Genomic DNA, 20,512 nt, shown 5'->3' with positions numbered 1-20,512 from the left:
TGGAAAATACACATCTGCTCGAGATCGTCGAGCCGTACGAAGGCGATCCCATCCTTTCGCTCAATGACGCTTTTAACCGCGATCCGCGGGAGGGGCGCGTGAACCTGAGCGTCGGCGTCTACTTTGACGACGCTGGGAGAATCCCGGTCATGGAGGCAGTGCGCCACGCCGAGACTGCCCGACTCGGCACCATTGGGCCGCGGCCGTATCAGCCGCTCGAGGGGGCGCTGAATTACCGCGCTGCCGTCCAGGTCCTCGTTTTCGGTGCTACGCATGAGGCCGTTGAGTCGCGACGTATCGCGACAGCGCAGACTCTTGGCGGGTCGGGCGCGTTGCGCCTTGGTGCGGATTTTCTACACCGTTACTTCCCCAAGAGCGGTGTCTGGATCAGCAATCCGTCCTGGGAAAACCATCGCGCGATCTTCGAGGCTGCCGGCTTCCCCGTCCAAACGTACCCGTACTTTGACGCGGCCACGGGCGGACTCGACTTCGACGGCATGATGGGAACGCTTTGCGAACTCGCGCCCGAAAGCATCGTGGTTCTCCACGCTTGCTGCCACAATCCGACTGGCGTTGACCTTACACGCGAGCAATGGGCAAAGGTGTTCGCCGTGGTAGCCGAAAGACGGCTGTTACCCTTCATCGACATGGCGTATCAGGGTTTCGGTGCGGGGCTGGACGACGACGCCTGGGCCGTTCGTACCCTCGCTGACGTCCGTCAGGGCGGTCGACCGATGCCGATGTTCGTCGCCAACAGCTTCTCGAAGAATTTCTCGCTCTACGGCGAGCGTTGCGGTGCGTTGAGTGTGGTCTGTGCGGACGAAGAGCAGGCGCAACGAGTGACCGGCCAACTGGCATCGACTGTCCGTCGTATCTACTCGGGACCGCCAACGCATGGCGGGCAGGTGATTACCTCCGTGCTGAACTCGAACGAACTGCGCGCCGAGTGGCAGGCCGAGCTCGACGCCATGCGCGGTCGTATCAAGCGAATGCGAAGCGAACTGCACGACGGCCTGCAGAAGGAACTGCACAAGCGTGGCGCGGAGGACAGGGCTGCAAACCTTCTTTCGAGTCTGATCGAGCAGCGCGGCATGTTCAGTTACACCGGGCTTTCTGCGCAGCAGGTAGACACGCTGCGCGACGAGTACGCGGTCTATCTGGTGCGTTCCGGTCGACTCTGTGTGGCTGGACTGAACGACGGCAATGTCGGCCGCGTTGCAGTCGCAATGGCCAATGTAGTGACCGCGGCGCTTTCCTGACGCGAATATCCAGAATCGGCTGACCGAGAGGCGGGCGGGCAGAGGGCATCCGTGTATCGGATGCTGGGTCCCGCCCAATCCACATGCGTTATCGACTCCTGGGGCATGCAGCCCCACGAGAAACGCTTGACAAGGAAGGTCCAATAGCCAACACTTAGTTTCAATATGAAACTATTTCAGTGTGTATAAAAGGGTGAATTCATGCGATTTGTGAAATTTGAGGGAAGGGCCCCGCGCCAGGCACATACCGGCATCCCGCAGGGGGTATACGAACGGGAAATGGGCAAGGCTGGCTTCGATGGCCCGGTCTCGCACATCTATCAGGCTCATCCTCCGACGGCCTGGTTGCGTTGGGAAGGCGTGCTTCGTCCGCGCGCCTTTACGACCAAGCGCCTTGCCGGCGTCGTGCCGTCGCTGTGGGACGCACCTGTTTTGGCCCGGAGCGCGTCGTTCGAAATGCGTTTCTGGCGGCACGATACGAATTCGGCTTTGTGCCGGAACGCAGACGGCGATCTGTTCCTGTTTGCGCATGTCGGTGGTGGTGTGATTTTCAGCGACTTCGGCTCGCTCGACTTCGAAGCGGGTGACCTCGTGTACTTGCCGAAGGGCACCGCATGGCGCGTGGAGCCGTCGACCGTTTGCGAGTGGTTGTCAATCGAGTCGGCGCAGCCGTTCGGTATCCCCGATCGCGGTCTGCTGGGTCAACACTCGCCATTTGATCCAGGCGTGCTTGAGACGCCGAAACTGGATGAGCGCTATGCGAAGCAGCGCGAGCAGAGCGAGTGGCCGCTCATGGTCAAGCGACGCGGTCAAATTTCAACCGTAGTCTATCCCTTCAACCCCCTGGATACGGTCGGCTGGAAGGGAAGCCTGAGCGTGATCAAGCTCAACTGGCGCGATATCCGTGCCGTGGCGAGCCACCGCTACCACGTGCCGCCAACCGCGCATTGCGCCTTCGCTTCTGCGTCAGTCGCGATCTGCGTTTTCACGCCGCGGCCGATCGAGTCGAGTGCTGATGCACTGAAGGTACCGTTCTTTCATTCGAACGACGACTACGATGAATTCGTTTTCTTCCACAGTGGTCGGTTCTTCAGCCGCGATAGCGCTGAGCCGGGCGCCCTGACGTTCCATCCGGCCGGCGTCCCTCACGGTCCGCACCCTCAGGCGTTCCGCAATGCAGAGCAGCGCGCGGGGCAGATAGCTGAAGAAGTGGCGCTGAACATCGACGTGGCCGAACCCGTCGAGATCGTCGCACCGCCGGCAATGGAATTGCACGATTACGCGGACTCGTGGCGTGGCTATCTTGAGCAGGAAGTAGCCGAAGCGGGTGCAACGATGGCCGAGCGGGCTGAACAGTAAAGCATTTGACGAAACTGGAAAATCTATCAGGAGCATTGGCATGACCGACTTTATCCCCACTACCGAAATCTGCTTTGTCGAATTCGCCGTGGCCGACGCCGCCGCGCTGGACGCACAGCTTCGTGCGATCGGTATGACGCTCGTTGCGCGTCACCCGTCGCGTGCGCTGACGCTCTACGCCCAAGGCAAAATCCTTTTCATCGCAAACGCTGAGCCGGATACGCACGCGAGTGCGTTCGCCGCAGTGCACGGCAACAGTGTTTCGGCGATCGGCATTGGCGTGCCGTCGTCCGCGCAGGCGCTTGTTGCCGCCGCGCGGGTGGGCATGGGTCGCCACGACGGTCCGCTGCGTCAAAGTTTCGATGCACCCGCGCTCGGCGGTATCGGCGGCAGCCTGCTGTACCTCGTCGACGAAGCCGCTATGGGTGCCATCCTGTCAGGATTTGGGGACGTGAAGCCGGCAGTGGGCGCGGGCCTGGGACGCATCGACCACATTACCCACTGCGTTGCCGAGGGGACCATGGGGCGCTGGGTAGCGTTTTACGAGCTCCTGTTCGGCTTCCACGTGTGTTTTGAACTGGAAGCGCGCGGCGAGCGTACCGGGTTCCGTACGCAAGCTGTCAAGAGTCCGTCGGGCGGCGTTGTCGTCACGGTGCTCGAGCCGACGGAACCCGCGTCGCAGATCCAGGAGTTCATCGACGAGTACCACGGCGAGGGCATCCAGCACATGGCACTCTCGACCGACGACATCTACGCAAGCGTTGCCACTCTGCGCGCGAATCATGTGGACTTCCTCAAGACGCCGGACACGTACTACGGCGGGCTGGAAGCACGCGTGCCGGGGCACGGCGAACCGGTGGACCGCCTCAAGCAGCTCGGCATCCTGCTCGATGGCAGTGACAAGGGCGAGGCTCCCGGCGAACCCGGCGGAACCCTGCTCCAGATCTTCACGAAGAAGATGATCGGTCCGATTTTCTTCGAGATCATCCAGCGCAAAGGTAACGAGGGTTTCGGCAACGGCAACGCCAAGGCCCTGTTCGACGCCATCGAAAAAGAGCAGGTCGCGCCGGGCGCGAACGCGTAAGTACCGGTTGCCGGCCTCGTATCTTGACCGGCGAGGCCGCACCAAAGCCACGCCTCCGGGTGGAAAACCTGAGGCGTGGCGTCAAACACAGAACGGAGCGCTGCGCCCGTAGAGCCACCTGGCAGCAAGTTCCGTCTTCGACAAGGCGCCCATCTGCAGCGCGTTCCCTCGGGCGGCGCCACGCATTTCGTCTATGTGGCGTCAACGTGCGAATCGCTCCTGAATTTCAGCAGCGCCGGGCAGCCATGATCCATGGAACAGCGCCAAACCCTGCACTTTGCGGAAAGTCCGCAAATCGTGGCTTTGTGTTGCTCTCCCCCTGAATTCTCAACAAATAGATCGCTAAAACTGTAGTGGGACTGTCCCGCCCGATGGAGAGTTAGAAATGGCGAGAGGCCGCCCAAAAGGGCAAGTCGTGATGAGCCTCCAGGATCGAGAGACGCTTCAATCGATGGCGTCACGCGACGACGTCAAGCCATCAATCGCACTTCGCGCAAGAATTGTTCTCGCATGTGCCGACGGTCTGGACAACAACTCGGTGGCAAGGACCAACAGCGTGGACGCACACACTGTTTCAAAGTGGCGCAACCGCTATATCGACTGCGGGGTCGATGGATTGCTGGATATGCCCAGAAGCGGCGCGCCGCGGAAGATCGAGCCTGCCAAGGTCCTCGCGGTTGTTGAAGGCAATGCTGGAGCGCACGGTAAGCCGCTGAGCATCCGCAGCGTCGCGCGGGAGTCGAACGTCTCGCCTTCGAGCGTCGCCAGAATCTGGCGAGCCTCGGGACAACCGGCGGCACGCCCCGCACATAAAGCGATGCACCAATCTTCGCCCCACGGCGATTCGCAAGCTCGCAGCAGCGAAGCGGATAGCTCTCCCGGTGGGACCTCCGCGGACCTGACGCTCGCGTTCCACATGGCGCCGGTGGGACTGCTCGTGTCTACGCGGCGCACGATCGTGTCGTGCAATGAGGCTTTCAGCAAAACGTTCGGTTATTCACTGAGTGAGCTCTCTGGCCGCTCTCTGGAGTGTCTCTACCCGTCTCACGACGAATTTCAGCACATTGGTGAACGCGCGGTGCTGGCGATGCGTAGGACCGGGTTTTACTCGGACGAGCGCATCATGCGGCGAGCCGACGGGAGCCTCTTCTGGTGTCACGTCTCAGGACGTTCAATTGACCACAATGATCCGTTTGCGTCGGCGATCTGGTCTTTCGAAGATATCTCTGCAGTTCGACGGGTCGTAACGGAACTCACTCAGCGCGAGCGAGAAGTTGCCCAGTTGCTCGTAACCGGTAGGAGCAGCAAGCAGATCGCCCGGGATCTGCGTATCAGTCACCGAACTGTCGAGGCTCATCGCGCGCGGCTCATGCGCAAATATGGCGTCGCTACAGTTGGCGAGCTCATCGGTAGGTTGGTTGGTGGCCATTGGAAAGACGATTGAGACTGTTGAATAACGAAACGAACTTGCGGTGCAGTTTCAGTGTAGACCCCAGGGTAATCGGCCGAATGGCAAATCGCACGGCAAGAAGGCATTGTTCTCCCATACAACGACTCGGTTGCCGTTAGTCCGGGTGGTAAGGATCTGGTGTTGGCGAGACCTGCAGCAAAAGGGCGAGAGCAATTGCACCACTCTCTCAAGTGGCCAGGCGGGTAATCCCCCGTCGGATGACTTGCTGGGATGATCTTCAGCCTGTAGCAAGGCATTCGAAGCGCGGACGTTGACGTAACGAATGTTCGATCGGAAAACATTCTTATAAACCAGGAGACAACGATGAGCCCGAGTGACTCGGTGGCAGACCCGACGTCCGGTCAATCCGCTTTCGCCGCACATGCAGGCGCTTCCACACGCGGGAAATTATTTCGGATTGTATTTGCAGGATCGCTGGGAACCTGCTTCGAAGCGTACGACCTTTTCCTCGTTGGCACTCTCGCGGCCGTGATGAGCAAGCAATTTTTTTCGGGGGTGAATCCAACCGCTGCACTGATTTTCACCTTGCTCGGCTTTGCATCGGGATACATGGTCAGGCCACTGGGCGCGATTTTTTTTGGCCGCATCGGGGACCGGATGGGACGCAAGCGTGTCTTCCTTATCACAGTGGCGCTCATGGGCATGGCGACATTCATGATCGGTCTGCTGCCGACTTACGCGGCCGCGGGCTTCTTTGCGCCGGTCTTGTTTGTGTCTTTGAGGCTTGTCCAGGGGTTTGCGCTCGGCGGCGAAGCCGGTGGTGCGATGGTGTATGTCGCTGAGCATGTTCCGGAAAACCGGCGCGCATTTCTGACGTCGTGGGTTCAACTCGCCCCGGTAGTCGGTCTGCTCCTGTCTCAAGTGGTGGTCCAGGCAACGCGTGCGGTGGTTGGGCCGGCTGAATTTCTTGCATGGGCGTGGCGTGTCCCCTTTTTTCTCTCGCTCGGGCTCCTGGCACTATCCGTCTGGGTGCGGACCCGCATGGGCGAATCGCCAGAATTTGAGCGCCTGCGAAGTGAAAATAGCGTTTCGCGTGCGCCTCTCAAGGAAGCACTCACCGGCCGCCGCAACGTTTCAGCTATGACATGCTCGCTGCTAGCGTTATGTCCCGGCGCGGCGGTCGCATTCTACTGTGCGTTCTTCTACACACCATTCTTCCTTACCGAAGTCCTTCGCATTGGTCCTGACACGACGAGCCTGCTGACGATTGGCGCATTGCTGGTGTCGATGCCGTTCTTTATCGTGTTCGGCGCGTTGTCGGACCGGCTCGACCGGAAACTCGTCATTTGCGCTGGTTTTGTCCTCGTGGTCCTCGGTTATCCCGCCATTTATCACGGTCTGGCTCACTTTGGAAACGCTGCCTTGGAGCGCGCCTCTGCGGCCTCCCCCGTCGTTGTGATTGCGGACCCCAACAATTGCTCGACGCAGTTCAACGTGATTGGCACATCAAAGTATCGTACCTCGTGTGACGTGGCAAAAAACGCACTGGTACGTGCGGGGATTAGCTATACAAATGAGGCAGGTGAGCCGGGCATGCCTGCAGTCGTCAAGGTGGGCGAGCAAACCATCCAGTCGTACGCCGCTGACACGCAGGGTTCGGCTGCGCGAGCCGCCGCACTTTCTACGTCACTGGCCGCTGCGCTCGATGCCGCAGGGTATCCGCGCAAAGCCGATGCTGCACAGGTCAACCGCGCGATGTTGCTGTTGCTGATGAGTGCGCTCGGCGTTCTCGCCGCGATGACGTTTGGTCCCCTGGCTGCGGCAATGACCGACCTTTTCCCACCGCAGGTGCGCTTCACGGCACTCTCGCTGAGCTATCACATCGGCTTCGGCTGGACGGGAGGGTTCCTGCCCGCGGCAGCATTTGCGATCGTTGCGGCGAGCGGCGACATGTATGCAGGCTTGGCGTACCCGCGAGTCGCTGCGCTTGTCGGCGCCGTCCTTATTCTGCTGTTCGTGTTGGCTGCGCGCGCACAAAGATTGAGCTGCGCACGCTGACAGGAATCACGCCGTCGCGCATGGATGATGCCAGGCACGCCGAGGATGTGGACTACCTCGTGCACGGTAATGTGAAAATTGTAGGGAGTTGAAGGTGCAGGGTAAGTATCAACACGAAAAGTTCGAATTCACGCGCCCCGCCGAGCTGAGCGGGGTGCAGGGCAAGCCCTACCCGGTCGTTGTGGTTGGTGCCGGCCCGGTCGGACTTACGACAGCAATCGATCTTGCAGTTCAAGGGAAGCCCGTTCTTCTTCTCGACGACGACTTCACCGTCTCGATTGGCTCGCGCGGCGTGGCATATGCGAAGCGCTCACTTGAAATCTTTGACCGGCTCGGCTGCGGCGAACAGATGGTGCGAAAGGGCGTATCCTGGAATGTCGGCCGGACCTTCTTCGGTGAAGCGGAAGTATTCAACTTTAACCTCTGCCCGCAGCCAGACCACCATCGGCCGGGCATGATTAACCTGCAGCAGTACTACCTGGAGGAATTCCTGCTTCGGCGTGCCGGTGAACTGCCCAACCTGGAGATCCGTTTCGGCAACAAGGTAACCGGCGTCACTCCACACGACGATTCCGTTACTTTGCAGGTGGAGACGCCGGCGGGCGATTACACGCTGGAAGCCGGGTGGCTCGTGGCTGCAGATGGTGCGCGCAGCCCCATCCGGGTCATGCTCGGACTGGACATCGAAGGCAAGGTTTTCAAGGACCGATTCCTGATTGCAGATGTCGTGATGAAGGCAGACTATCCCACGGAGAGATGGTTCTGGTTCAATCCGCCATTTCATCCCAATCAGTCGGCGCTGCTTCACCGTCAGGCGGACAACATATGGCGGATCGATTTCCAGCTCGGCTGGCAAGCCGATCCGGAAGAAGAGAAAAAGCCGCAGAAAGTCATTCCACGGATCAAGGCGATGCTGGGAGACGAACGGGAGTTCGAGCTCGACTGGGTGAGTGTCTACACGTTCCAGTGCCGCCGCATGCGTCGCTTCAACCACGGCAGGATTCTCTTCGTCGGGGACTCGGCACATCAGGTGTCGCCATTCGGTGGCCGGGGTGCGAATTCGGGCATACAGGACGCCGATAACCTGGTCTGGAAGCTCGCGCTTGTTATGGACGGCAAGGCACCGCCTTCACTATTGGACACCTATACCGAAGAGCGCGGACAGGCTGCCGACGAGAATATCAAGAACTCGACGCGTTCGACTGACTTCATTACGCCCAAGAGCAATGTTAGCAAGGCGTTTCGCAACGCCGTGCTGGAGCTCGCTGGGCAGTACGCTTTCGCACGGACCATGGTGAACTCGGGTCGCCTTTCCGTGCCAACTATCCTGGAGCAGTCCAGCCTCAACACACGGGATTCAGATACTTTCGCCGGCAGGATGGTTCCAGGCGCTCCGATGGCGGATGCGCCGGTCATCGACGGGAACCACACATGGCTGCTTGAGGCATTCGGGGGCTGCTTCGCGCTTCTCTACTACGCGGAGTCTGCGTCGGACCTGAAAGCTGCAACGGTTCAGGCACTGGCAGATCTGGGTCATGGAAAAATCCCGGTGCGTGCGGTCGTAGTCGCCAACGGCGATGGCGTTTGCTCCGAGATACACACACTGATCGATTTGAAGGGGCGCGTTCGTGAGCGATACGATCTCCTGCCAGGGAGTGCTTACCTCATCCGGCCCGACCAGCATGTCGTTGCGCGCTGGCGCCAGCTCGTTCCGGCCAAGGTGCGCGCCGCCGTCGACCTTGCCACATGCAACGCCTGAAGGACACGAGAATGGCCTTGATGACTGACCCGAACTTTAACGAACCCGGTAAGCGATTCTTTTATTCGTTCGTGCCGGGCGATGATTTCTACGAAGCGCTGATGGAGGCCCATCGGGAACTCACGGACGAGGAAAGCTTGGCGTTGAACGCCAGGCTGATTCTCGTTCTGGCGAATCACATCGGTGACCTGTCCGTTCTCCGCGAGGCCCTTGTCGTCGCGAGCGGCTATGGGCGCCCGGGCAGCGATCTTGTGCCAGCGAAGTGACTCCAATGATCGAAAGTGCAAGTCACCCGATGGAGGTGGAATGGAAGCTCGTTGAATTCGTGCTGGGCTTTCAACTGCGGGACGCTCCAGAACACGCAGTCGCAGTCGTGCGGAACATGTTGCTGACGACGATTGGCACCGCGATCGCCGGCGCGTCGGAGGAGGGGTGCGAGGCCATCCTGCAGTTCGTGAAGGCGCGAGACGGGGCAGGACGGGCTTCCGTATTCGTGTATGGCGACGCCGTGTCGGCAGGTGGTGCTGCGTTGGTGAACGGCGTGATGTGCCGTGCGCTCGACTTTTGCGATGCGATGGCACCGGGGCTCCATATCGGATCGTCACTTCTTCCAGCAGCCTTCGCAGCAGTCGAGCTTGCCGGAGGCTGCTCGGGCGAGGATTTCCTGGCTGCGTTGGTAGTCGGAGCGGAGCTTGCCTCCCGAATGAATCTCACTGAGGCGATGTACGCCGGCGCCGATCCCACGGGTGTGGCCGGCGTGTTTGGCGCTACTGCGGCGGTGGCGAGAATACTTAAGCTCAACAGGCAACAGACCCTCCATGCGCTGGGATTGGCATTCAACCGGGCGGCCGGTAGTTTCCAGAGCAACATCGACGGTTCTTTGGCCGTTCGACTGATACAAGGCTGGGTGGCCGAATCAGGCGTTGTTTGTGCACAGCTGGCCCAGCTCGGTATTACGGGGCCGAAGCGTTTCCTTTCCGGCGTATACGGGTATGCGCACCAGTTTGCCAAGCGCAATCGCAAACCGGAAGAATTTGTGGAAGCACTCGGAGGACAGTATCGACTGGTACACACCGTCTTCAAGAAATATCCGAGCTGCGGTCTTACCCAAGGCGTTACCGAACTGGCCCTGCGTGCTCGTAATGAACTCGGCGTCGAGCCAGGGAGCATCCGCAGGATCGAGGTCATGCTGCCGCCCTACGCATTCCGGCTCGTCGGGCACGATTTCGAACTCGGCGACAACCCACGAGTGAATGCCCAATTCAGTGCGAAATATTGCGTCGCAAATGCAATGCTACGGGGCTCCTCCGAGTTAGGTCATTTTACGAAGTCAAGTATTGCGAATCCGGAGTTACTCGCGTTCATTGATCGGATTGAAGTGATATCTGTCGAGGCCATGCAGGAGCGCCATCACACCGCTGTTGATATGTATATCGAAACCAGGAACGGTAGATCCTGGAGCACGGCGCTCGAAATTGCACCGGGATTTCCGGGTAACGCCCTGCGGGATGAGAACCATCTTGAACGCTTTAAAAGCTGCATGCGCTACGCCAACCGCGGGCTTTCTCAGCAGAAGATAGACCAACTGATGCACAGCGTTCTTGCAATTGAAGAGCAATCCGATGTCCGGGAAATACTTCCCCTGACGCGGGAATATCGAAGCGTCGCATGATCGCGTTGAACCTCTGGCGTGAATGCGTCAATCGGGCAGGAATGGCCGCATAGGCACCGCCCGGACCTGATTATTGTTGAAAGTGAGATCACAGAGATGAGCAAAGTATTCCCGAGTGCAGTTGCCGCGCTCAATGGCATCGTCGCGAACGGCCAGACGTTCGCCGTTGGCGGCTTCGGGCTGTGCGGCATTCCCGAAGCCCTGATCGCCGCATTGCGCGATACGGGCGTGAAGGGCATTACCTGCATCAGCAACAACGCAGGCGTCGACGGCTTTGGTCTTGGCGTACTGCTGGAGACGCGCCAGATCAAGAAAATGATCTCCTCCTACGTGGGCGAGAACAAGGAATTCGAGCGCCAGTATCTGTCGGGCGAACTCGAACTCGAATTCACGCCGCAAGGCACGCTCGCCGAGAAACTGCGCGCCGGCGGCTCGGGCATCCCCGCGTTCTTCACAAACACCGGCTTCGGCACGCAGATCGGCGAAGGTAAGGAAACCCGTCAGTTCGGCGAGAGGCACTTCGTGCTCGAACATTCGCTCACCGCCGATGTCGCGCTGGTCAAGGCATGGAAGGCCGACAAGGCAGGCAACCTGATCTATCGCCGCACCGCGCGCAACTTCAATCCGATGTGCGCGATGGCCGGCCGCATCACCGTTGCGGAAGTCGAAGAGATCGTCGAGGTGGGCGAGCTCGATCCGGACGCGATCCACACGCCCGGCATCTTCGTGCAGCGCATCGTGCTGAATGCACATCCGGAAAAACGCATCGAACAACGCGTCGTCCGCGCGAAAGGAGACTGATCATGGCATGGACTCGTGACGAAATGGCCGCGCGCGCGGCGAAGGAACTGCAGGACGGCTTCTATGTGAACCTCGGCATCGGGCTGCCGACGCTCGTGGCCAACCACGTGCCAGCGGGTATGGAGGTGTGGCTGCAGTCGGAAAACGGCCTGCTCGGCATCGGCCCGTTCCCGACCGAGGACGAAGTCGACGCGGACCTGATCAACGCTGGCAAGCAGACCGTGACGACGCTGGCGGGTTCGTCAATCTTCTCGTCTGCGGACTCGTTCGCAATGATCCGCGGCGGCCACATCAACATCGCGATCCTCGGTGCGATGCAGGTGAGCGAGAAGGGGGACCTGGCGAACTGGCTGATCCCGGGCAAGATGATCAAGGGTATGGGCGGCGCGATGGATCTCGTGGCGGGCGTCGGCCGCGTGGTCGTGCTGATGGAGCACGTGGCGAAGGGCGACCAGCACAAGATTCTCGAAGTTTGCACACTGCCGCTGACGGGCGTGGCCGTGGTTGATCGGATCATCACCGATCTCGGTGTGATCGACGTTACCCCGAAGGGGTTGAAGGTGGTAGAACTCGCCGATGGCGTGAGCGCTGATGAGATTCAACGGAAAACAAGCGTGCGGCTAGACGTAACGTCGATTTTTCGATCAGGTCCGCGCGGCGAAACCCCAGGCTTTGCGACTGCGGAGTAGGCCAAAATGGGGAATTCAATCTTTGATCCGAGGCACCTCTATCGATAAGTGAGGAGGTGAGTTCTAACTTAAACGACAGGAGCCACAGCGTGACGGGAAACTCCCTGTCTGAGCGTGCACCTCTGGAGCGACTGGCGGACTGTGCGCGCTATGCAGCGCCCCGCGCGTCGGTCTTCCTTCCCTACCGGGGTGGCATTGGTACTGTTCAATTTTATGGCCGTCAATATTACAGAGAGTCAGTATGACAAAGGCATTCTCTTCCCGGGATGATGTGGAAACCAAGGTCATTTACGCGCACTGCTTTCCGATCGATCTATCGTGGGCCCATGACGGAGCGGGTCACATCGCCCGGCCTCGCATCCGGACTGCCGAGTGCGATAGAGAGATGTGGGTGCAGTCGCAAGGTCGAGGCGCCGTATGAAGCTCTACAGCTATTTCCGGAGTTCGGCGTCGTATCGCGTTCGGATTGCGCTGAACCTCAAGGGCCTGCCGTACGAATATGTGCCGGTGCATCTGGTACGCAATGGAGGCGAGCAGCTTTCGTTGGCGTACAGGCACATCAACCCGGACCAGTTGGTGCCCACATTCGTCGAGGATTCGGGAACTCCGATCCCCCAATCGCTTGCGATCGTTGAATACATCGAGGAAACGCATCCAGAGCCTGCGTTACTGCCAACTGAGCCCGCTGCAAGGGCCTATGTGCGGTCACTGGCGCAGCAGATCGCGTGCGAGATTCATCCGCTGAACAACCTTCGCGTGCTCAAGTATCTGACGGGAAACCTGGGCGTGAGCGAGGAAGCGAAGAGCGCATGGTACAGGCACTGGGTGGAGGTGGGCTTCGATACGCTCGAAGCGCGGCTTGCCAGCGATAGCCGAACGGGCTCGTTCTGTTACGGAAATGCGCCAACGCTGGCTGATATATGTCTCGTTCCCCAAGTGTTCAACGCAGGTCGCTTCTCGATCGACGTGAGCCGCTATCCAACGCTCGCGCGCATCAATGCAAACGCTCTGCGACTTGACGCCTTTGCGCAGGCGGCGCCGGATCGGCAGCCTGACGCGGCATAAGGAGCAAGCCGAACGGCAACCAAACACCGACCTGAAGATGCCATTCCTTATCCATTGTATCTATCGGCCGGGGGGCGCCACCGCGCGCGTTCCGATCCGACGTGAACATATTCTATATATGTTGGACTGGCTGCCTGTGACCGTGTTTGGCTCCGCCATTCTTGGTAGTGACAGCAAAGAGGCGGTAGGGATGGCGGTGGTCCTTAATGTGGACAACGAATCCGATGCGCGGAGGTTCGTCGCTAGCGAACCATACTGCCGGTCCGGTCTGTTCGAAACTATCACTGTCAATCCTTTAGTGCAGATGACGCCACCGTACACGCGTGCCTTTCTTGAGAGGGAATTGGAGAAATGTCAATGACACGAAGGTCCCGCGAGTTGCTGTGAATATGGATGCCGAGCCCGGGGATCGAGATGGAGTACGCGGACGCCCGGAAAGCGAGCGAAAGACCGGTTATGCGGATTCCGGATTCTTGTTAATTAGCAAGCGTAGCGCCAGCGACGGTTTGACTGGAGATTGTCATCTTCAGACTAGGGTGCGGAACTGATCGACGACAACCCACGGTGTGAGTTCATCGATGAGGTTAAACGCCTGGTCGACGATAAGTGAGAGCACGTAGCGCAGATACGCGTCGGAATCGATGTCGTTGAGCTTTGCGGTGCTGGAGGCTGTAGATCGCGTCTGCACGCTCGCCGCCGGATTCTGTGCGAACGAACAGATACCTGAATATTGGAGTTGAATACATGCTTACTGCAGCCATCGTTTATCACAGCGGGTATGGGCATACGGAGGCCGTCGCAGCCGCGGTCGCGCGAGGCGTCGAAGCCGATGGCGTTTCAGCGGTGCTGATCCCGGTCGAGCAGATCGACGCACAGTGGGATTTACTTGAGCACCGAGCTGACGCGATTATCTTTGGCGCGCCGACGTATATGGGTAGTGTCTCGGCATCCTTCAAACAGTCCATGGACTCGTCCTCGAAGGTGTGGGGAAAATGGCGAGACAAGCTTGGCGCAGGCTTCACAGTCTCCGCGTCACAGAGCGGTGACAAGCTCGCGACGCTCCAGCGGCGTCATCGCGAGCGACAGGGAAACGGCGAGTGCGCTCGGGGCGCGCGTTGCGAGCGCTGTCAAACGCTGGGCAAGACAGCCCCGCTCTGAATAAAAGACTTGTATCAAACGGGCGGGCGAAATCTACTACGTGGTCCAGTTGATCAGTTGATCCGGTGAAGGATGAGGTTGTAGAGCCGGCGGGTCTGACCACTGCAACCCGTATGGATAAGTTCACGGCGATGATGCTGAGAACAGGCCTCATATCGATGATCGGAAAAGCGGAACGCGGGCCGGTCGCATTTAGATGCCATCAAACGGTACAAGGCGGCGTATCTCGTGGCCGCGGGCGGCGCATATATCGTATCGAAGCCGATCCGAAGCGCCTCCGTGGTTGCGTTTTAGGACAGGGCACTGAGGCGATCTACGAGTTCGACGTACGCGATATGCTGGTCACGGTCGCCGTCGACTCAGCGGGAGCGTCGGTGCACGATACCGGGCCTGCGGAATGGAAAGGGCGTATCGCTGGAATTCCCATAGTCGCGCGCTGACAAAGGGCAGTCAATTAGCCCGGCGCAAGCTAAGCCAGGGTCGTGATATGACGGTGCCTTTGCGAGTGTCAATGCGGAGGGAGCGTTAGACTGGATGACAAGGGCCAGCTCATCCGGCAGATCGTTTGTGACCTTTTTTCTGCGCGCCCGGACCATGCCATTTCTTCTCGTCAAGTAGCCGGTCGAACAGACGATTGCGGGCCGTATCATCCAAAGGCGACATGCCCAGCAAAGAGTGAAACGCGAGGCCGCTGGCAGCGAAGTAGCGCAGCAGCGACAAATCGGGGTCCGTCGCCTCGTCGTACAACGCCTTCATTTTCGCGTCGTCCGACGTCTTCATTTCATCCAGCAGGTTCGGACTCTCGATAAGTGCGGCGAGCACAGCCCTCGCCACGGAGTGCGGCTGATTGACCGATTCCCGGTAGATGGCGATCTGGGCCGCAAGGGTCGGTTCGGCTTTCGACGCTCCCTCCTTCGCCACATAGTCACGCGCAATCTGCTCGAACTGCTGCCGTTGATATTCGAGTAACGCACCCAGCACACCCTGCCTGGTGCGGAACTGATGCAACAGTCCGCCCTTGCTGATGCCGCTTTCGCGCGACAAAGAGTCGAAAGTCAGTCCGCCCACTCCTTCCCGGGTCAGGATGGCGAGAGCGGCATCGATTGCTTTCTTGCGGGATAACTCGGAGCGGGTCTGATTGTCCATTGTCGATATTGATGACGTCGCGGCAGGGCGGTGCTTGCCCGATTGCTGTCGCGTCGTGAAGGTGTTTGGCGGGCACCCGGCGTGGCGAATGCGGGACGGCAAACGACCCCCAACCCGTTACCGCAAGGGGGCAGTCGCCGTATTTCGGGGAATTGTACCGCCGCGGGCGGCATAAAAACAAACCGGGTAGACGGTTTACATTCAATTTGGACGATGCTACTGTTCGATCCCATTGGTTCACGCTCACTCCGGGCCCCGCCGCACGGCCAGGTTACCTCTTCAAGGAACACACTATGTTCACGCACAAGCTCGTCGCGCTTCTTCTTCCCGTCACGGCGGCGTTATCTCTCGCGGGATGCGCTGGCGTCCAGCCTGTCCCCTACACGGCTATTTCATCGTCGCGGCAATTGAAGCAGAACCGGGATGACGATTCGAGCCATGTGCCTTACAAGTACGTCGAGCCCGTCGTCTGGTCGCGATACACGCAAGTCGTGCTGGAACCTGTCGCCGTGTATCGGGGCGCCGACAACCAGTTCGGCGACATGAAAAACGATGACCGGACCGAGTTGGCTAACTACATGGCGGAGACTTTCGCGAAGAAACTGTCGAAACGGTTCGACGTTGCGAAGCAGGCCGGCCCGAACACGCTGCGGGTCAAGCTCACGCTGACCGGTGCGGAAAAGACAACGCCGATTGTCGGTCAGGTCATGCATTTCGACATCGCGGGCAATCTCTATAACGGTGTTCAGGCTGTCCGCGGAGGACAGGGCGCGTTCAGTGGGTCGGTTTCCTACGCCGTCGAGATCTATGACAGCAGCAGCGGCAAACTGCTGAAAGCCTACGTCTCGAAGCAGTACCCGAATGCAATGAATCTTCCGGCTGCCTTCGGCTCTCTGAGCGCAGCGAGAACCGGCCTGGATAAGGGCGCCGATGCGCTTGTAAGTCAACTCCACTGAATTTCTCGACCGGCAGGATCGCGTGCGGTGATTCCTGTCTCTGTCCAGATTTCCAAAGCACGTCGCGCCAAAAACTTTCTCGAAGGTGGTGCGACGGTACCGGACTCTCGCGAGATCACATCATGCATGGACTGACCGATGTCAACGTTGCATTCGCGTGCCCACCCTTAATGGTCGCGATTGTCTTTGCTGTGGCGTACCTGCTGGTCGGGATTCCAGTCCATTTCAGGCGCGGTGCGATCGCAAGGGACGTGCTCGGTACGTTGGCCGGCGTTTTCGCTGCACTCGTCTATATCACGTGGGTTCTCGGGGTCCATGCAAACATTCATCCCCCGCTACGGTGAGGCCGGTGATCTGATTGGCGGCACGCGGTACGCGGCATGACGGACGCGGCGTGCCGACCTTGCCCACGGGCAACTGGCGTTTCCCTGCAATAACCGGTCTGCTTGCCAACGACATAGAGGCCTTCTCTTTCAGGCACGGCCTGCAGGCTCGTAGGCCGACAACCGGACACGGAAAATGGATAAAACCATGTTGATTGCCTGTCACGAATGCGACTTTCTTCAAGCGATCACGCCACTCCCGGACGGCGGTGCGGCGCGATGTGCACGTTGCAACGCGGTTCTCTACAAAAGGTCGCCGGCCACGTTCAGTCGCGCTCTGGCGTATACGTTGGCTGCCGCCGTCCTGTTTGCGATTGCCAACTGTTTTCCGATATTCGGATTCCGGCTTCACGAAACGCTCGTTGAAACCACACTACTTGGGGCCTCTTCGTCACTCTACGCAGAGGGTATGTGGCCCATCGCGGGCCTGGTTTTGGTGACGACGCTGTTCATGCCGGCACTCAATATCGCCGCGATGATCTATCTGCTTCTCCCGTTGCATCTCGGCCGAATTCCCCAACGGCCCGAACAGGCGCTGGGTGTGCTTCGCCACATCGCACCTTGGGGAATGATCGAGGTGCTCGTGCTTGCCATGCTCGTGGCGCTCGTCAAACTCCAGCACATCGCAGAGGTCATTCCTGGAGTCGGGATCGGTGCATTCGTCGCACTGATGGTGTTACTGGCCGCCGCGACAGCCGCTTTCTCCAGCCCCGAGATCTGGGCGCGTATCGAGTCTCCTCCAGCACATCTCAGCATTTCACACGCTGTGTGGAGTGCTTCAACCGGGACCACGGCGGCACGGGCCGGTCTAGCCGCCTGTCAACTGTGCGGCGTGCTCTCAAAGCGGGTGGCGACGCATGCCTCCAACGGAACGTGTTCGCGTTGCGGCGCGGTACTGCATCTGCGCAAGCCAGACAGTCTCACTCGCACATGGGCATTCCTCCTGGCGGCCGCGATCCTGTACATGCCGGCCGTCCTGCTTCCCGTCATGATGACAAGTACCTTATTCGGCGCTCAATCCGACACGATTCTGAGCGGCGTTCTCTTTCTGTGGAACTCCGGGTCATGGTCCCTCGCCGTGATCGTGTTCATCGCAAGCATCCTGGTGCCGATCCTCAAAATCCTGTCCCTGGCTTTTCTCGCCTGGACCACCCAGTTGAGGTCTCCTCTCAATGCGCACGGGCGAACGCGCATCTATCGGCTGGTCGAGTTTGTCGGTCGTTGGTCAATGCTCGACATCTACGTGATCACGATTCTGGTGGCTTTCGTGCAGATCGGTGAAGTCGCGAAGATCGATGCCGGGCCCGGTGCGATCGCGTTCGGCGCGGTGGTCTTGCTGACGATGTTTGCCTCACTGTCATTCGACCCGCGACTCATCTGGGATGCCGTGGAGCTTGATGGTGAATAAACTGTCTGGAGGAAGCGATGACGGAAACGCACCGAACGTACCCATCGCCGTCGTGGCGGAGCCATCGCGTCGGCGTCTGCAGCTCGTCTGGCTCGTTCCGCTTGTCGCGGTTCTGATCGCTGGCGGACTGGCGGCGCAGTCGATCATGCAAAGAGGTCCGACCATCGCGATCAGCTTTGTTACGGGTGACGGAATCGAGCCCGGCAAGACAAAGATCAAATTCAAGGACGTTGATATCGGTGTGATCAAAAGCCTCGAGCTTTCGGACGATCACAAGACCGTGGTCGCCAGCGCGGAGATGTCACGCAACTCGGCCAGCATGCTCGTTGACGACACCCGCTTCTGGGTGGTTCGACCGCGAATTTCCGGCGGCACAGTGTCGGGTATCACCACACTGATATCTGGCGCTCATATCGGCATGGATATTGGCACATCGCATACGGCGCGCCGCGCTTTCGCCGGTCTCGAGTCGCCCCCCGTCCTGGCGTCCGGAACACCCGGACGCGAGTTCGTACTGAAGAGCGGCAACATCGGCTCACTGGATATCGGCTCGCCGGTCTTCTTCCGGCGACTTCAGGTCGGCCAGATCGTCTCCTACGCGCTCGACTCCGACGGAGCCGGCTTGACCATCCACGCATTCATCAATGCGCCTTACGACCGGTATGTGAAGAACGACACACGTTTCTGGCAAGCGAGCGGCGTCGATGTGACGTTGGATACGACCGGCGTGAAAGTTAGCACTGAATCGCTGGCATCGATCCTGATTGGCGGCCTGGCCTTCGAAAACCCGCCCGATTCGTCCGACAAGGTTGAGGCGCAGGCACAGCATCAGTACGAGCTTTTTGGCGACCGTAGCGAAGCCATGAAGCGGCATGACTCGATCGTCGACAAATACGTCCTGACTTTCAACGAGTCCGTGCGCGGCTTGACCGTGGGTGCGCCCGTCGATTTCCGGGGAATCGTCATCGGCGAGGTATCGGCGATCCGCGTGCGCTTCGATCCGATCAGGAAGGAATTCAGCATTCCCGTCGAGGTCAGCATTTTTCCCGAACGACTTATCTCTCGCGAAGATTGGCAAGGAAACGCCGGTAGCACGCCGTCGGACCGAAAAGCATTTGCAGACTACCTCGTATCGAAGGGGTTGCGAGCGCAGCTCAAGACCGCAAGCTTGCTCACCGGACAGCTTTATGTCGCAATCGATTTCTTCCCGGCGGCGCCAAAAGCGGCCGTCGACTGGAATGAAAAGATGCCGCAATTGCCAACCGTGCCGGGTAACCTCCAAGGCCTACAGGAGTCCATCACGAATCTCGTCGCGACGCTAAACAGGATACCCTTTGACGGAATCAGCGCGGATCTGCGCAGGACGCTCGGCGATGCGGACACATTGCTGGAGATCATCAATACCGATGTTGCGCCTGAGGCAAAAGAAACGCTGAGCGCGGCTCGTGAGGCGCTGACGTCCGCGAATCGCACGCTGCAGAGTGACTCGCCCCTGCAGCGGGAGACGGCTGAAACAATGCGAGAGTTATCGCGCGCTGCTGCGTCGGTCCGTTCGCTTGCGGACTATCTCGAACGCCACCCGGAATCGCTGATCCGAGGCAAGAGTGGGGACACGCCATGAACAGGTTGAAGTCGCTGTCATTGTCTATCTTCGCAGCGAGCTGTCTCGCCGCTTGTATCTCCCCGGTCGCGTCGAAGTTTTACACTTTGAGCCCTGTCCAGATTACCCAGCCTTCAACGGCCGCCGAGGGCGTTGCAATCTCGCTTGACCCGATCACGCTTCCCGAACTTGTCGATCGACCGCAAATGGTCGTGCGGCTCGATCCGAACCGGGTGTCGATCGATGAATTTGCTCGCTGGGCGGAACCGCTGAAGAACCAGATTCCGCGCGTGTTAGCCGCGGATCTCGCACAACTCATTCCAGGCGCGATTATATCAACGTATCCGCAGCACGCCGACGATAGCGCGTATCGTGTATCTGTGGACGTGCAGACCTTCGAATCGTCAGCTGAAGCGACGGTGATGCTAGCCGTGCTCTGGTCGGTGCGCGCGCCGAAGCAGGGGCATGGAGTAAGCGGACGCTCGGTTGTATCGCGAACCGCCTGTGGTTCAGGCTACGACGCCATCGTGAGCGCACACGACATGGCCCTCGGATCCGTTGCTCGCGATATCGCTGCGGCGACGTATTCGGTGGTGCATCAGTGAACCGCGAAGATGCATACCGAAATGCGGAACCACCCGTGCGCCAGTCGTTTCCGGAACAACTCCATGGTGCCAGAGGAATGCCGATTCGATTCTTTTGGT

General features: G+C 59.4%; 18 protein-coding genes and 2 pseudogenes. 18 read left to right on the top strand and 2 right to left on the bottom strand.

What is annotated here, in order from left to right:
- Positions 1–14 precede the first annotated feature (14 nt).
- The 12 genes from VSR82_RS14630 (at position 15) to VSR82_RS14575 (ending at position 13,518) form a co-directional block, all read left to right on the top strand.
- Positions 15–1,259, top strand: coding sequence for an amino acid aminotransferase (locus tag VSR82_RS14630; RefSeq protein WP_498857916.1), 1,245 nt, complete (start codon positions 15–17; stop codon positions 1,257–1,259).
- 279 nt (positions 1,260–1,538) lie between these two features.
- Entirely contained in the window at positions 1,539–2,618 is a 1,080-nt protein-coding gene (locus VSR82_RS14625; protein WP_498857808.1) for a homogentisate 1,2-dioxygenase, read from the top strand.
- Positions 2,619–2,658: 40 nt separating this feature from the next.
- Positions 2,659–3,702 (top strand): 4-hydroxyphenylpyruvate dioxygenase, encoded by a 1,044-nt coding sequence (gene hppD, locus VSR82_RS14620; protein ID WP_498857807.1) that lies wholly within the window; start codon positions 2,659–2,661, stop codon positions 3,700–3,702.
- A gap of 418 nt (positions 3,703–4,120) precedes the next feature.
- Entirely contained in the window at positions 4,121–5,146 is a 1,026-nt protein-coding gene (locus tag VSR82_RS14615; protein ID WP_498857806.1) for a LuxR C-terminal-related transcriptional regulator, read from the top strand.
- A 330-nt stretch (positions 5,147–5,476) separates the two neighbouring features.
- Positions 5,477–7,171 (top strand): MFS transporter, encoded by a 1,695-nt coding sequence (locus VSR82_RS14610; RefSeq protein ID WP_498857805.1) that lies wholly within the window; start codon positions 5,477–5,479, stop codon positions 7,169–7,171.
- Positions 7,172–7,265: 94 nt separating this feature from the next.
- Positions 7,266–8,930, top strand: a complete 1,665-nt coding sequence (locus VSR82_RS14605) for an FAD-dependent oxidoreductase (RefSeq protein ID WP_498857804.1) — start codon at positions 7,266–7,268, stop codon at positions 8,928–8,930.
- 11 nt (positions 8,931–8,941) lie between these two features.
- A complete protein-coding gene (locus VSR82_RS14600; RefSeq protein ID WP_498857803.1) occupies positions 8,942–9,196 on the top strand; it encodes a DUF2783 domain-containing protein in 255 nt (84 codons plus the stop codon).
- Between the two features lie 5 nt (positions 9,197–9,201).
- Complete coding sequence (locus VSR82_RS14595) at positions 9,202–10,602, top strand: MmgE/PrpD family protein (protein WP_498857802.1); 1,401 nt, start codon at positions 9,202–9,204, stop codon at positions 10,600–10,602.
- A gap of 96 nt (positions 10,603–10,698) precedes the next feature.
- Complete coding sequence (locus VSR82_RS14590) at positions 10,699–11,403, top strand: CoA transferase subunit A (RefSeq protein ID WP_498857801.1); 705 nt, start codon at positions 10,699–10,701, stop codon at positions 11,401–11,403.
- A gap of 2 nt (positions 11,404–11,405) precedes the next feature.
- Positions 11,406–12,092: a CoA transferase subunit B gene (locus VSR82_RS14585; protein WP_498857800.1), complete on the top strand. Its 687-nt coding sequence runs from the start codon at positions 11,406–11,408 to the stop codon at positions 12,090–12,092.
- A 417-nt stretch (positions 12,093–12,509) separates the two neighbouring features.
- Positions 12,510–13,157 (top strand): maleylacetoacetate isomerase, encoded by a 648-nt coding sequence (gene maiA, locus VSR82_RS14580; protein WP_498857799.1) that lies wholly within the window; start codon positions 12,510–12,512, stop codon positions 13,155–13,157.
- Positions 13,090–13,518: a YciI family protein gene (locus VSR82_RS14575; RefSeq protein WP_498857798.1), complete on the top strand. Its 429-nt coding sequence runs from the start codon at positions 13,090–13,092 to the stop codon at positions 13,516–13,518. The genes maiA and VSR82_RS14575 overlap by 68 nt, the downstream gene beginning before the upstream one ends.
- Positions 13,519–13,683: 165 nt before the next feature.
- On the opposite strand, the pseudogene VSR82_RS14570 reads toward VSR82_RS14575, so the two are convergent.
- A pseudogene (locus tag VSR82_RS14570) lies at positions 13,684–13,879 on the bottom strand (transposase domain-containing protein); the annotation flags it as partial.
- A 22-nt stretch (positions 13,880–13,901) separates the two neighbouring features.
- Here VSR82_RS14570 and VSR82_RS14565 point away from each other — a divergent pair.
- A pseudogene (locus tag VSR82_RS14565) lies at positions 13,902–14,225 on the top strand (flavodoxin family protein); the annotation flags it as partial.
- Between the two features lie 155 nt (positions 14,226–14,380).
- Positions 14,381–14,755, top strand: coding sequence for a fumarate hydratase C-terminal domain-containing protein (locus VSR82_RS14560; protein WP_498857797.1), 375 nt, complete (start codon positions 14,381–14,383; stop codon positions 14,753–14,755).
- Between the two features lie 109 nt (positions 14,756–14,864).
- On the opposite strand, the gene VSR82_RS14555 is transcribed toward VSR82_RS14560, so the two are convergent.
- Positions 14,865–15,461, bottom strand: coding sequence for a TetR/AcrR family transcriptional regulator (locus VSR82_RS14555; protein WP_498857796.1), 597 nt, complete (start codon positions 15,459–15,461; stop codon positions 14,865–14,867).
- A gap of 293 nt (positions 15,462–15,754) precedes the next feature.
- On the opposite strand from VSR82_RS14555, the gene VSR82_RS14550 reads away from it, so the two are divergent.
- The 4 genes from VSR82_RS14550 (at position 15,755) to VSR82_RS14535 (ending at position 20,413) form a co-directional block, all read left to right on the top strand.
- Positions 15,755–16,417, top strand: a complete 663-nt coding sequence (locus tag VSR82_RS14550; protein ID WP_498857795.1) for a DUF3313 domain-containing protein — start codon at positions 15,755–15,757, stop codon at positions 16,415–16,417.
- Positions 16,418–16,936: 519 nt separating this feature from the next.
- Positions 16,937–18,208: a paraquat-inducible protein A gene (locus VSR82_RS14545; protein ID WP_498857794.1), complete on the top strand. Its 1,272-nt coding sequence runs from the start codon at positions 16,937–16,939 to the stop codon at positions 18,206–18,208.
- Positions 18,201–19,829 (top strand): PqiB family protein, encoded by a 1,629-nt coding sequence (locus VSR82_RS14540; RefSeq protein WP_498857793.1) that lies wholly within the window; start codon positions 18,201–18,203, stop codon positions 19,827–19,829. Before VSR82_RS14545 ends, VSR82_RS14540 begins: the two co-directional genes overlap by 8 nt.
- The gene (locus VSR82_RS14535) at positions 19,826–20,413 is read left to right on the top strand and encodes a PqiC family protein (protein WP_498857792.1); all 588 of its coding nucleotides are present in this window, start codon (positions 19,826–19,828) and stop codon (positions 20,411–20,413) included. Before VSR82_RS14540 ends, VSR82_RS14535 begins: the two co-directional genes overlap by 4 nt.
- Positions 20,414–20,512: the final 99 nt, after the last annotated feature.

Origin of the sequence: Burkholderia sp. JPY481 (assembly GCF_038900515.1) — a bacterium.
Classification (GTDB): Bacteria; Pseudomonadota; Gammaproteobacteria; order Burkholderiales; family Burkholderiaceae; genus Paraburkholderia; species Paraburkholderia youngii.
The sequence above is the reverse complement of the archived record's forward strand: the minus strand, read 5'-3'. Positions and strand labels throughout refer to the sequence as shown.